The sequence below is a fragment of the Jiangella aurantiaca genome (assembly GCF_004349105.1).
Lineage (GTDB): Bacteria > Actinomycetota > Actinomycetes > Jiangellales > Jiangellaceae > Jiangella > Jiangella aurantiaca.
This window is the reverse complement of record NZ_SMLB01000049.1, coordinates 1-12,130: the sequence shown is the minus strand read 5'-3', so window position 1 is coordinate 12,130 and position 12,130 is coordinate 1. Positions and strand designations below refer to the sequence as shown.

Annotated in this window: 12 protein-coding genes; 8 read left to right on the top strand and 4 right to left on the bottom strand. The window is 73.9% G+C overall.

The features are described 5' to 3' along the window. Nucleotides 1-36 precede the first annotated feature (36 nt). Genes E1262_RS24580 through E1262_RS24570 form a run of 3 tightly spaced genes read left to right on the top strand, consistent with a single transcriptional unit; the run spans nt 37 to nt 2,566 of the window. Nucleotides 37-1,770 carry a DUF885 domain-containing protein gene (locus E1262_RS24580; RefSeq protein ID WP_132106599.1) on the top strand — a complete coding sequence of 578 codons (1,734 nt, stop codon included), beginning with the start codon at nt 37-39 and terminating at the stop codon, nt 1,768-1,770. 11 nt (nt 1,771-1,781) lie between these two features. Beyond that, complete coding sequence (locus E1262_RS24575) at nt 1,782-2,147, top strand: hypothetical protein (protein ID WP_132106597.1); 366 nt, start codon at nt 1,782-1,784, stop codon at nt 2,145-2,147. Continuing rightward, the gene (locus E1262_RS24570; protein ID WP_132106595.1) at nt 2,144-2,566 is read left to right on the top strand and encodes a hypothetical protein; all 423 of its coding nucleotides are present in this window, start codon (nt 2,144-2,146) and stop codon (nt 2,564-2,566) included. Before E1262_RS24575 ends, E1262_RS24570 begins: the two co-directional genes overlap by 4 nt. Here the strand turns inward: E1262_RS24570 and E1262_RS24565 are convergent. Beyond that, on the bottom strand, nt 2,550-3,230 hold the full coding sequence (locus E1262_RS24565) for an NADPH-dependent F420 reductase (RefSeq protein ID WP_132106593.1): 681 nt from the start codon (nt 3,228-3,230) through the stop codon (nt 2,550-2,552). The two genes, E1262_RS24570 and E1262_RS24565, sit on opposite strands and share 17 nt — an antisense overlap. Before the next feature lie 118 nt (nt 3,231-3,348). Between E1262_RS24565 and E1262_RS24560 the strand changes: the two genes are divergently transcribed. After that, nucleotides 3,349-4,527: a sensor histidine kinase gene (locus tag E1262_RS24560; protein WP_203454367.1), complete on the top strand. Its 1,179-nt coding sequence runs from the start codon at nt 3,349-3,351 to the stop codon at nt 4,525-4,527. Beyond that, the gene (locus E1262_RS24555; RefSeq protein ID WP_203454365.1) at nt 4,524-5,198 is read left to right on the top strand and encodes a response regulator transcription factor; all 675 of its coding nucleotides are present in this window, start codon (nt 4,524-4,526) and stop codon (nt 5,196-5,198) included. The genes E1262_RS24560 and E1262_RS24555 overlap by 4 nt, the downstream gene beginning before the upstream one ends. Before the next feature lie 6 nt (nt 5,199-5,204). On the opposite strand, the gene E1262_RS24550 is transcribed toward E1262_RS24555, so the two are convergent. Continuing rightward, nucleotides 5,205-6,434: an MFS transporter gene (locus tag E1262_RS24550; protein WP_203454363.1), complete on the bottom strand. Its 1,230-nt coding sequence runs from the start codon at nt 6,432-6,434 to the stop codon at nt 5,205-5,207. A gap of 127 nt (nt 6,435-6,561) precedes the next feature. Here E1262_RS24550 and E1262_RS24545 point away from each other — a divergent pair, with 127 nt between their 5' ends. Further along, a complete protein-coding gene (locus E1262_RS24545; RefSeq protein ID WP_203454388.1) occupies nt 6,562-7,590 on the top strand; it encodes a LacI family DNA-binding transcriptional regulator in 1,029 nt (342 codons plus the stop codon). Between the two features lie 4 nt (nt 7,591-7,594). Here E1262_RS24545 and add read toward each other — a convergent pair whose 3' ends face one another. Beyond that, entirely contained in the window at nt 7,595-8,575 is a 981-nt protein-coding gene (add, locus tag E1262_RS24540) for an adenosine deaminase (RefSeq protein WP_203454361.1), read from the bottom strand. Nucleotides 8,576-8,674: 99 nt separating this feature from the next. Between add and E1262_RS24535 the strand changes: the two genes are divergently transcribed. Next, nucleotides 8,675-9,445, top strand: a complete 771-nt coding sequence (locus E1262_RS24535; RefSeq protein ID WP_238993043.1) for an ABC transporter ATP-binding protein — start codon at nt 8,675-8,677, stop codon at nt 9,443-9,445. 3 nt (nt 9,446-9,448) lie between these two features. Continuing rightward, the gene (locus tag E1262_RS24530) at nt 9,449-11,584 is read left to right on the top strand and encodes an FtsX-like permease family protein (protein ID WP_132106585.1); all 2,136 of its coding nucleotides are present in this window, start codon (nt 9,449-9,451) and stop codon (nt 11,582-11,584) included. A gap of 12 nt (nt 11,585-11,596) precedes the next feature. On the opposite strand, the gene E1262_RS24525 is transcribed toward E1262_RS24530, so the two are convergent. Beyond that, on the bottom strand, nt 11,597-11,824 hold the full coding sequence (locus E1262_RS24525) for an HNH endonuclease signature motif containing protein (protein ID WP_132106583.1): 228 nt from the start codon (nt 11,822-11,824) through the stop codon (nt 11,597-11,599). Nucleotides 11,825-12,130 lie beyond the last annotated feature (306 nt).

Below are 12,130 nucleotides of genomic sequence, written 5' to 3'. Positions count from 1 at the left end.
AGCGAGCATGATCACTTCGCAAGCCCCTGTCCGCCGATGCGACGGCCCGGCGCGCCGGGCAACGACGCGATCGGGGATGATGGGCCGGTGCCTCACGACGATGCCGACACCCCCCGGAAGATCGCCGACCGTTACGTCGAGACCATCGCCGACCTGAACCCGATCGTCGGAACGGCGCTCGGCATCCGGCCCGGCGTCGACGCCATGCCCGACTACTCGCCAGACGGACGCGAGGCGGTGGCGGACGCCGCCCGCGCCACGCTGGCCGAGCTGGACGCCGTCGAGCGGGCGGCGGGCGACGGCGGCCTGCCGGCGGAGGAACGCCGGGCCGCGCGGCTGCTGCGCGAGCGGCTGACCGCGTCGCTGGCGGTGCACGACGCCGGCGAGGGCCTGCGCGAGCTGAGCAACCTGTTCTCGCCGGTGCAGTCGCTGCGGTCGGTCTTCCTGATGATGCCGGCCGAGACCGACGACGACTGGGCGGTCATCGGGCGGCGGCTGCGCAACATCCCGGCCGCGGCCGGTGGCTTCCGCGCCGCGCTGGAGGAGGGCGACCGGCGCGGCCTGCACGCGGCGCAGCGTCAGGTCGACACCGTCATCGAGCAGCTCGACACCTGGCTCGAGGCCGACTGGTACTCGTCATTCGTCGCCAAGGGGCCCGACGCGCAGCGCGACGAGCTGGCCGCCGCGGCCGTGCAGGCCGGGACCGGCCTGGCCGACCTGCGCGACTACCTCGTCACCACGTACCGGCCGGCCGCCGAGGGTACGCCCGACGCGGTCGGGCGCGAGCGCTACGCCGTCGCCGCCCGCTACTGGACCGGCTCGGAGCTGGACCTCGAGGAGGCGTACGCCTACGGCTGGGCGGAGTTCCGCCGCATCAGCGAGGAGATGAAGCGGGCCGCCGACGCCGTCCTGCCCGGGCATACGCCGCTGGCCGTCATGCGGCACCTCGACGAGCACGGTGAGGCGATCGAGGGCGTCGAGGAGGTACGGACCTGGCTCCAGGGGCTGATGGACCGCGCGATGGCCGACCTCGACGGCACCCACGTCGACCTCGCCGAGCCGATCAAGCAGGTCGAGGCGATGATCGCGCCGCCCGGCAGCGCCGCCGCGCCGTACTACAGCCGTCCGTCGCTGGACTTCAGCCGGCCCGGCCGTACCTGGCTGCCGACGCTGGGCGAGACCCGGTTCCCGGTGTGGGGCCTGGTCAGCACCTGGTACCACGAGGGGGTCCCGGGCCACCACCTGCAGCTGGCGCAGTGGGTGTACGTCGCCGACCAGCTGTCGCGCTACCAGGTGAGCCTGGGCTCGGTGAGCGCGATGACGGAGGGCTGGGCCCTCTACGCCGAGCGGCTCATGGACGAGCTGGGCTACCTCACCGACCCCGCCGTCCGCCTCGGCTACCTGGACGCGCAGATCATGCGGGCGATCCGGGTCATCATCGACATCGGCATGCACCTGCGGCTGCGCATCCCGAACGGCGAGACCTTCCACCCCGGCGAGGTGTGGACGCCGGAGCTCGCCCGCGAGTTCTTCGGCGCCTTCAACGGCCGCGACCCGGCCTTCATCGACTCCGAGATCGTCCGGTACCTCGGTGCGCCGGCGCAGGCGATCGGCTACAAGCTCGGCGAGCGGGCGTGGCTGGCCGGCCGCGACGCCGCACGGGCGGTGCGGGGCGCGGACTTCGACCTCAAGGCGTGGCACATGGCCGCGCTCTCGATGGGCGCGCTCGGGCTGGACGACCTCACCGACGAGCTGGCCCGGCTCCCGTGACGGGCTGACGCATGGTTGCCGTCGTCGACTGGGCCGTCATCGTCGCCTCGCTGGCCTACGCCGCGTGGGCGCTGGTGGCCGTGGTGCGCAACCGCCCGCCGCGTGAGCCGTACGTCGTCGGCGCCGGGGTGGTCGAGCTGCTGATCCTGATCCAGGCCGTGGTGGCGGTCGTCCTGATGATCGCGGACGGCACGCCGGAGGAGACCGCGACGTTCATCGGCTACCTGCTGATGAACCTGATCATCGTCCCACTGGGGCTGTTCTGGGCGCTGGCGGAGAAGTCCCGGTGGGGGACGTCGGTGCTGGTGGTGGCCGCGCTGGTGGTGCCGGTGCTGGTGGTGCGCATGCAGCAGCTGTGGGACGCGGGCGCCGCGTGAGCGGGACGCCCCAGCGGTCCAGCGGGCCGGGCCGGCTGCTCATCGCCGTCTACGCGGTGTTCGCGCTGGCGGCGTCGGCGCGTGCCGGCGTGCAGATCGCGACGAAGTTCGACGAGGCGCCGGTGGCGTACCTGCTGTCGGCGTTCGCCGCCCTGGTGTACATCGTCGCGACGGTGGCGTTCGCCCGCCCCGGCGCGGCGGCCCGCGGGGTGGCGCTGGCCGCCGTCACCGTCGAGCTGCTCGGCGTGCTGACGGTCGGCACCGTCACGGCGTTCGACCCGGGCGACTTCCCGGATGACACCGTCTGGTCGCTGTACGGGCGCGGCTACGGGTTCGTGCCGCTGGTGCTGCCGGTGCTCGGGCTGCTGTGGCTGCGCCGCACGTGGTCCGCCGACCGGGGCGTCAGCGAATCACCTTGACGTTGAACCGGGCCGTGCCGAGCGCACCCATCAGCCGCAGCCACACCGGCAGGTACATCTCGACGCCGCGGGCGCTGGTGATGTCGCCGAGGTCGATGACGTCGGTGTGACCGAAGCTGGTCAGGATGTTGGTGACCTGCGCCTTCGCCGACGCGTCGTTGCCGCACACGAAGATCGAGTGGCCGCCGTCCGCCAGCGTCGCCGGGTGCGCCATCAGCTCGGCGTTGACCGTGTTCAGCGTCTTGACCACGCGCGCACCCGGGAACGTCCGCTGGATACCCTCGCCCAGCGAGTCGGTGTTGTCCACGAACAGCGTCGGCGGGCCGTCCGGCGTGAAGACCAGCGGGTTGGAGATGTCGATCAGCACCTTGCCGTCGAGGTGCTCCGCGCCCGCCGCCTCGAGCACGTCCAGCGACACGCTGCCGGGCGTGGCGTTGACCACCAGCTCGGCGGCCGCGGCGGCGTCGGCGTAGGTGTCCAGCCGGATGCCGGCGTGCCGCTCGTGCCAGGCGGGGAACGGCGGGTTGCCGAGCTGGTCGGGCTCTGTACGGCTCATCGTGGCCGCCGGGTCCCGGGTGCCGACGCGCACGTCGTGGCCGAGTTCGTCGAACCGGCCGGCGATGGCCTGGCCCACCATGCCGGTGCCGAGTACCGCTACACGCATGATCGTCGTCCTCTCGCCGCCCGGATGCCTACCGGTTCCTACGACGCACGGCCCCGCAAGGGTTCCGGCGGCCGGCTGGTTCGCCGACAGCGAAGCGTACGGGGATAACCTGCTCCCCGTGAGGCGCAGGGACCGGTTCTACGCGTGGGTGCGCCGGCACCCACTCGTGCCGGACGCCGCCATCGCCCTCGGGCTGTTCCTCACCGTCGTGGTGTTCTCGGCCGCCGCCTACGACCCCGGCTGGGCGCACCTGATGCTCGGCGCCGTCATGTGCGCGGCGCTCGTGTTCCGGCGGATGCGGCCGGTCGAGTCGTTCGCCGTGCTGGTCGGCTGCGGGTTCGTGCAGTGGGCGACCGGCCTGCAGCTCGCCCCGTCCGACGTGATCCTGCTGATCGGGCTGTACGCCGTCAGCGCGTACGGCTCGCGGTGGGCCAGCCGGGGCGGCCTCGCGGCCGGCTTCCTCGGCGTCGTGCTCGCGACCATCCGCGACTACCCACCCAGCGACCAGGAGGCGTTCGTCGCCGGCTTCGTCGCCCTGTCGGCCGTCGTGGTCGGGGCGTGGGCCATGGGTGACGTGCGCCGCGTGCGCCAGGCCTACGTCGCCGAGCTGGTCGAGCGGGCGCACCAGGCCGAGCGCGAACGCGACCAGCGGGCCCAGCTCGCCGCAGCCGAGGAGCGGTCCCGCATCGCCCGCGAGATGCACGACGTCGTCGCGCACAACCTCTCCGTCATCGTCGTGCAGGCCGACGGCGGCCGGTACGCCGGCGACCACGACCCCCAGGCCGCCCTCGATGCGCTGAAGACCATCGGCGACACCGGTCGCGGCGCGCTCGCCGAGATGCGCCGGCTGCTCGGGGTGCTGCGCTCCACCGACGACGACGGCGACGGCGGCACCGTCCGTCCGCAGCCCGGGCTCGGTAGTCTGCCGGAGCTGGTCACGTCGGTGCGGCAGGCCGGGCTGCCGGTCGAACTCGACGTCACCGGCCCGCCGCGGCCGCTGCCGCCGGGGCCGTCGCTGGCGGTGTACCGGGTGATCCAGGAGGCACTGACCAACGCGCTCAAGCACGCCGGCCCGGCCGCCCGGGCGAAGGTGGCCCTGGAGTTCGGCGCCGGCCGGCTGACCGCCCGCGTCAGCGACGACGGGCGGGGCGCGGCCGCGCCGAGCGACGGGCTCGGTCAGGGGCTGGCGGGCATGCGGGAACGGATGACGATGTACGGCGGCACGGTGACGGCGGGACCGGCGGCCGCCGGTGGCTGGCGGGTCGACCTCGACCTGCCGTACGGCGAAGGGAAGTGAGCGTGCAGCCGGTCAAGGTCTTCCTCGTGGACGACCAGCAGCTGGTCCGGGCCGGGTTCCGGATGGTCATCGACTCGCAGCCGGATCTCGAGGTGGTCGGCGAGGCCGGTGACGGTGACGCCGCGCTGCACGCGCTCTCGGTGACCGCGGCCGACGTCGTGCTCATGGACGTCCGGATGCCCGTCCTCGACGGCGTCGAGGCGACCCGCCGGCTGCGCTCGCGCGAGGACGCGCCGAAGGTGATCGTCCTGACCACGTTCGACCTGGACGAGTACGCGTTCGCCGCGATCAAGGCCGGCGCGAGCGGGTTCCTGCTCAAGGACGCGCCGCCGCCGACGCTGCTCGACGCCGTCCGCGCGGTGCACTCCGGCGACGCCGTGGTCGCGCCGAGCACCACGAAGCGGCTGCTGGAGCGGTTCGCCGGCCACCTGCCGGAGGACGCCACTCCGCCGGACGCGGTCTGGGCGGAGCTCACGCAGCGCGAGCACGAGATCGTCCGCGAGGTGGTCCGCGGCCGGTCCAACGCCGAGATCGCCGAGACCCTCTTCGTCACCGAGGCGACGGTCAAGACGCACATCGGCCGGGTGCTGGCCAAGGTCGGGCTGCGCGACCGCGTGCAACTGGTGGTGCTGGCCTACGAGACCGGGCTGGTGCGGCCGGGCGCGTCCTAGGGTCGGTCAGTCTTGGGCAGCGGCTTCAACGCGGGCCGGCTGCTGTTCGCGGGCGGCAGATGAGACCAGCCCGGCCACGACGGCGGCGCCGGCGACGACGAGCAGGGCGTTCAGCACGCCCTCGTGATCACCCAGCCAGCCGAGGATCGGCGGGCCGGCGAGGAACGCGGTGTAGCCGATCGACGCGACGACGCTGACCCGGGCGGCGGCCCGGCGCGGGTCGTCGGAGGCGGCGCTCATGCCGAGCGGGAAGCCCAGCGCGGCGCCGAGGCCCCACACGACCGTGCCGATCAGCGCGACCGCGAGCGACCCGCCGAACACCACCAGGAGCACGCCGACGGTGGCCAGGACCGCGCTGATCCGTAGCACCGGCAGCCGGCCGAACCGGTCGACCAGCTGGGTGCCGACGGTCCGGCCGGCGGTCATGGCCGCGAGGAAGACCGCGAAGCCGACCGCGCCGACGGCGTTGCTGACCTCGTAGCCGTCGACCAGGCCGAGCGCCAGCCAGTCGTTGGCGATGCCCTCGATCAGCGCGGCGCACAGGACCATGAGCCCGATGAGCAGAGTGCGCGGCTCGCGCCAGGCGGTCAAGACCGAGATGCCCGGCACCGGCTCGCCGTCGTCGTCGACCTCGGCCGTGCGCGGCAGGAAGCTCCGCGCGGCCGCGACGGTGACGACCGCCACGCTCACGCTGATCACGCTCAGATGGGCGACGACGGGGATGCCCACGGCGGTCGCGCCGGCGCCCAGGCCCGCGCCCGCCACCGTACCGAGGCTGAACGCGGCGTGGAACCGCGGCATGATCGTCCGGCCGAGCAGCCGCTCGACCGCCGCGCCCTCGACGTTCATCGCCACGTCCCAAGAGCCCGAGCCGTAGCCGATGAACACCAGCCCGACGGCGGCGACCGCGGCTGACGCGAGCGTGTCGCTGCCCAGCCCGGCCAGTGTCAGCCCGAGGGCGACCAGCAGCGACCCGCCGGCCACGGTGCGGGCCGCGCCGATGCGGCCGACCACCACGCCGGACGTCGGCAGCGCCAGGATGGAGCCCGCGGCCATCGCCAGCAGCAGCCGGCCGATCTCGCCGGGTGTGAGGCCGAGCAGGTCGCGGACCTCGGGGATCCGCGCCATCCACGACGCGTACGCGAAGCCGTTGAGTGCGAACACCGTGGCGACGGCGTTGCGTGCCCGGACGACCCTGGCGAAGTCGGGGGACTGGATGGCGGCGGTGTGGTTCACGTGGATTCCTCGGGTCGAATCGATTCGATCGAATCGATTCGATATTCTGCTATGGACGAGGATCGGATGCAACCGGGAATTCCGGCGAGGGAGTGACGTGGGCGAGCATCGGGCAACACTGGCGGCCGTGGCTGCCCGCGCTGGAGTGTCGCCGTCGACCGCATCGCTGGCGTTCAGCGGTTCGGGCCCGGTGGCCGACGCCACCCGCGAACGCGTGCTCGCCGCCGCCCGCGACCTCGGCTACGCCGGCCCCGATCCGCTGGCCCGGTCGCTGCGCCGAGGCCGGTCCGGCATCGTCGGCGCCGTCATCGGTGAACGGCTGCTCTACGCGTTCCGCGACCCGGTCGCGGTCGCGCTGCTCGACGGCATCGCCGAGGCGCTGAGCCCGTCCGGCACCGGCCTGCTGCTGCTCTCCGGCGACGCCCAGCACGGCAGCCCGACGACGGAGCAGGTGTCGCGGATGCCGGTCGACGTGGCCGTGTTCGCCACCTGCGGCCGCGACGACGACCCGCTGCTCGACCTGTTCCTGCGCCGCGGCGTGCCGGTGGTCGCCGTCGACGGACCCGACCGGCCCGATGTCACGGTGGTCGACATCGACGACTACGGCGGCGCGGCCGAGCTGGCCCGGCACGTCGCGTCACTGGGTCACCACCGGGTCGCTGTCGCCGCGCTGCCGCTGCGCCTGGACGGCCGCAGCGGGCGGGTCGACGACGCCCGCCGGGCCATCGTCGGGTTCGCCGACTGCCGGGCCCGGCTCGCCGCCACCGAGGACGTCTTCGGGCCGGTCCCGGTCGCCGAGGCGCCCAGTAACGTCGTCGAAGAGGGCGAGCGGGCCGGGCGGCTGCTGCTCGCCGGGCCGGACCGGCCGACCGCCATCGTCGCGCAGAGCGACCTGCTCGCCGTCGGCGTCATCCGAGCCGCCGAGGCGCTGGGCCTGCGCGTACCGCAGGACCTCACCGTCGTCGGCTACGACGGCATCGACACCCCATGGCTGGGCGAGCGGTTACTCACCACGGTCGTGCAACCGATCGCGGAGAAGGGCCGGCTGACCGGGCGCATGGTCACCGAGCTGCTGGCCGGGCAGCGGCCGGCCAACGTGCACCTGCCGGTCCGGCTGCGGGTCGGCACGACGTCCGCGCCGCCGCCATCGCGCTGACGGCTCAGCCGGCCAGCCACGCGTCGACGCCGGCCAGCATCGTCCGCTTGAGCGGCTCCGGCGCCGCCGACGAGGTGATCGAGCCGCAGGCCAACGCCGCCAGCTCCGCGTCGGACAACCCGAGCACGTCGCGGCACAGCGCGTACTGACCGGCCAGCCCGACGGCGAACAGCAGCGGGTCGTCGCTGCCGATCGCCACGGGCACGCCGGCCGCCAGCAGCGCCCGCACCGGTAGCTCGTTCAGCGCATGCACCCCGAACGGCGGGTAGGACGTCGGGCACAGCTCCAGCGCCACCCGGCGCTCGGCCAGCAGCGCCAGCACCGCCGGGTCGGCCGCTGCCGAGGTGCCGTGCCCGACCCGGGTGGCGCCGAGCAGCTCGACGCAGTCGCGCACGTGCGCCGGCCCGGTGAAGAAGCCGCCGTGCGGGGTGCGCAGCAGGCCGGCGCCGGCGGCGACGCGGAACGCCGGCGCGTAGTCCTCGACCCGGCCCAGCCGCTCGTCGTTGGAGAGGCCGAACCCGACCACACCGTCGCCGGCGTACCGGGCGGCGAGCCGGGCCAGCGTCGTCGCGTGCTCGCCAGACCGCGCCCAGCTGGACGCGACGACGACGCCCATCGGCAGCGTCGCCGCGGCGGCCGCCGTCAGCACCGCCTCGAGGGCCGCCTCCAGGCCGCCGAGCGCCGGTGCGAACGACGTCGGGTCCATCTGCAGCTCGGACCAGCCGCAACCATCCGCGGCGTCGTCCTCGGCCGCCTCGCGGACCACCCGGGCAACGTCGTCCGCCGTGCGAATGGCGGCGCGGGCGGCGTCGTAGCGGCCCTGGAAGACCGCCCACTCGTACGGGCCGCCGGTGAGCGCCGCCAGCGGCGGTACCGCGATTCCGTGCCGCGTCGCCAGCTCGTCCAGCGTGGCCGGGCGCATCGCTCCGGTGAGATGCAGGTGCGACTGGACCTTCGGCAGCGTCTCGACGGGGCGGATCGGCACGAGGCGACCATACCCAGGGCGGGAGTGCGACCTTGGTCGTACGCCGGGTCCACTCGCAGGTCCGACGATTCGCGGCGCCGTTCTCGCGACGCTGGGACCGTGAGCCTTCAGACATCTGACGTTCCAGGCGCCAGGAGCGCCGTTCTCGCGCCGGCGGTCCGCGCCGTCGGCCTGACCAAGCTGCACGGCACCGGTGACACCGCCGTCCGTGCTCTCGACGCCGTCGACGTCGGATTCGCGGCGGGGCGGTTCACGGCGATCATGGGCCCGTCCGGGTCCGGTAAGTCGACGCTCGTGCACTGCCTGGCCGGGCTGGACACCGCGACGTCTGGTCGCGTGCTGCTGGGCGACACCGACCTCACCGCACTGAACGACACCGAGCTGACGCTGCTGCGGCGCGACCGGCTGGGCTTCGTCTTCCAGGCGTTCAACCTGCTGCCGACGCTGGATGCGGAGGCGAACGTGCTGCTGCCGTTGAAGCTGGCGGGCCGCCGCGTCGACCGGCGCTGGTTCGCCGAGGTGGTCGACGTGCTGGGCATCGGCGACCGCCTGCGGCACCGGCCGAGTGAGCTGTCCGGCGGGCAGCAGCAGCGGGTCGCCGTGGCCCGGGCGCTGATCAACCGGCCCGAGGTCATCTTCGCCGACGAGCCGACCGGCAACCTGGACTCGCGCTCCGGCGGGGAGGTGCTGGCGATCCTGCGCACCAGTGTGCGCGAACTGGGCCGGACCGTCGTCATGGTGACGCACGACCCCGTCGCGGCGTCGTCGGCGGACCGTGTCGTCATGCTCGCCGACGGCCACGTCGCCGGGGAGATCGCCGACCCGACACCCGACGCCGTCATCGACGGCCTGCGCCGGCTGGGTGGCTGAGCGATGCGGTCGATCGTGCTGGCGGGGCTGCGCACCCACCTGTTGCGGCTCGTGCTGACCGGCCTGGTCGTCGTGCTGTCGGTGGGGTTCACCGCGGCGACGTTGATCCTCACCGACTCGCTGGACGAGGGTAGCCGGCGCGAGTTGGCCGCCGACGCCGACGGAGTCGACCTCGCGGTGCTCGCCGCGCCGGACGGGACGCTGTCCCCGGTCGAGGTGTCCGCGATCGCCGGCGTCGACGGAGTCGCCGCGGCCGCGCCCCAGCGCGAGCTCGACGTCCACACCGTCGACCCCGACGGCCGGATCGACCCGTTCGACTTCGCCCGGCTGCTCGCGGCCCCGCTGGACGCCGAGGTGCCGGACGACGGCGTGCTGCTGGACCGGCGGTCGGCCGACCGGCTCGGGCTGGCGGCAGGCGACGAGATCACGGTGGCGACGGCGGACGCGGACGTCCTGGTCGCGCTGCCGATCGCCGGGCTGGTCGATCCGTCGTCGGAGGCCGGTGACGACCCGGAGCTCACCGCCGGCTGGGACGTCATGCGCGAGTTCGCCGACCCGCTCGGCGCGTCGCGGGTGGACCTACGGCTGACCGGTGGGGCCGACGCGGCCGCCGTCCGGGCCGCGATCCCTGGTGACCACGAGGTGGTCACCGGGGTGGAGCTGGCGCAGCGGCTGATCGGCCAGTCGTCGAAGCAGGAGGCGTTGCGGATCCCGCTGCTGATGCTCGGTGCGGTGTCGCTGATCGTGGCGGCGTTCGTCATCGCCAACACGTTCCGGATCCTGGTCGCCCAGCGCACGCGCGAGCTGGCGCTGCTGCGCACCGTCGGCGCCACCCGCCGGCAGGTGCTGCGCGGTGTGCTGGCGGAGTCGGCCGCGATCGGGTTGGCCGGCAGCCTTGCCGGCGTCGGGATCGGCGCGGTGACGGCGCTGGTGGCTGGTTCGTTGCTGGGTGAGTCACTGGCGCTCACGGTGACCGGGACGACGGTGGCGTGGTCGGTCGTGATCGGCATGCTGATGACCGTCGGGTCGGCGCTGCTGCCGGCGCGGGCGGCGACCCAGGTGTCGCCACTGGCCGCGCTGCAGGCAGTGCCGGACGGCGCGGACAGCAGGACCACCGGGCGGGCGCGGATCGTGCTCGGGCTGCTGGCGATGGTGGCCGGTGCGCTGGTGCTGGTCGGGGGTGCGGCCGCCGGGACGTCGGGCGGTGGGGCCGGGTTGATCCTGGTCGTGTTCGGTGCGGCGGTCTGTTTCCTCGGTCTGCTGATCCTGGGCCCGAAGGTGGTGCCGCCGCTGGTCCGGGTGCTCGGGGCGGTGGCTGCCCGGCTGACCGGTGCTTCCCGGTCGACGGCGGAGCTGGCCACAGCGAACGCGGTCCGCAACCCGCGCCGGGTGGCGGCCACGACGGCGGCGCTGCTGATCGGCGTCACGACGGTGGCCGGCTTCCTCACCGTCGTCGAATCCGCCCGCGAGAGCGTGCGCGTCGTCGTCGACGGGCGGGTGCCGGCCGACTTCGCCGTCCGGACGGCCGCGGCCGCGCCGATCCCGGACGACGTGGCGCGGGCGATCGAGGAGTTGCCGGAGATCGGCTCCGTCGTCGTCGATGGCGACGACCTGCTCGCAGTGAACGCGGCCGACGGCGTCGACGGCGACGACGCGCGCGCGGCCATCGTCGCGGCGACGGACGACCACCCCGAGCTGTCCGTGCAGAGCTTCGCCCAGCGCCGGGCCGACTTCGAGCAGGACCTCAACGAGGCGGTCAACCTGGTGCTGGCGATCCTGGCACTGGCGCTGGTGATCGCGTTCATCGGGATCGCCAACACGCTGTCGCTGTCGGTGCACGAGCGGACCCGGGAGATCGGCCTGCTGCGGGCACTCGGCCTGACCCGCCGGCAGACCCGGCTGATGCTCGGCGTCGAGGCGGCGCTCATGGGCGCCGTGGCGGCCGTCGTCGGCTCGGCAGCCGGTGCGCTGTTCGCCTGGGCCGCCGTCGTCAGCGTCGATGAGCTGGAGTTCGTGGTGCCGTGGGGGCTGCTGGCGCTCAGCGGCGCGGTCGCGACCCTGCTCGGTGTGCTGGCGTCGATCGCGCCCGGCCAGCGTGCGGCCCGGACGTCTCCGGTGTTGGCGCTCGCGGCGGAATGAACTCGGCCGCCCTCACGGCCCGGCCCCATCGGGTGGTTTCAGATATCGATGCCCGGTGGGGCTGGTCCAGCGGGTGGTGCCGTCGGGTGGTCGTTGGACGGTCCAGTGGGCGTGGTGTTTGAGCTTGTGGTGGGTGGTGCAGAGGACGTGCAGGTTGCCCGGTGACGTCGACCCGCCGGCGGTGAACGGAACGATGTGGTCGAGGTCGGCGGCGCGGGCCGGTCGGTGGCAGCCGGGCATCCGGCAGGTCCGGTCGCGGGCAATGATGAACTCGGCCAGCGCCTTGGTGGGCCGGTAGCGCGTGCGGCCGAGGTCGAGGAGTTTGTCCGGTGCCGGGGTCGGTGCGCAGCCAGGTCCAGACGCCCTCGGCGGCGAGCGTTCTTGCGACGTGGGCGGGAATGGGCCCGTAGCCCTCGAGCTCGCCGGGTTCGTCGCTCAGCCCGGCCACCGCGCCGAACGGGACGGTGATGTGTACGGCGACGGGTCGTTGTCGTGGTGTGGGGCCGGAGGTGTGTGGTCTCGGCGGTGGTTGGCCGGGGCTGTTCG

Bases quoted from the DNA above. Each gene is read 5' to 3' on its own strand.
- E1262_RS24525 (WP_132106583.1), bottom strand. From the start codon at position 11,824: ATGCCCGGCTGCCACCGACCGGCCCGCGCCGCCGACCTCGACCACATC.
- E1262_RS24565 (WP_132106593.1), bottom strand. From the start codon at position 3,230: ATGCGTGTAGCGGTACTCGGCACCGGCATGGTGGGCCAGGCCATCGCC.
- E1262_RS24580 (WP_132106599.1), top strand. From the start codon at position 37: ATGCGACGGCCCGGCGCGCCGGGCAACGACGCGATCGGGGATGATGGG.
- E1262_RS24530 (WP_132106585.1), top strand. From the start codon at position 9,449: ATGCGGTCGATCGTGCTGGCGGGGCTGCGCACCCACCTGTTGCGGCTC.
- E1262_RS24575 (WP_132106597.1), top strand. From the start codon at position 1,782: ATGGTTGCCGTCGTCGACTGGGCCGTCATCGTCGCCTCGCTGGCCTAC.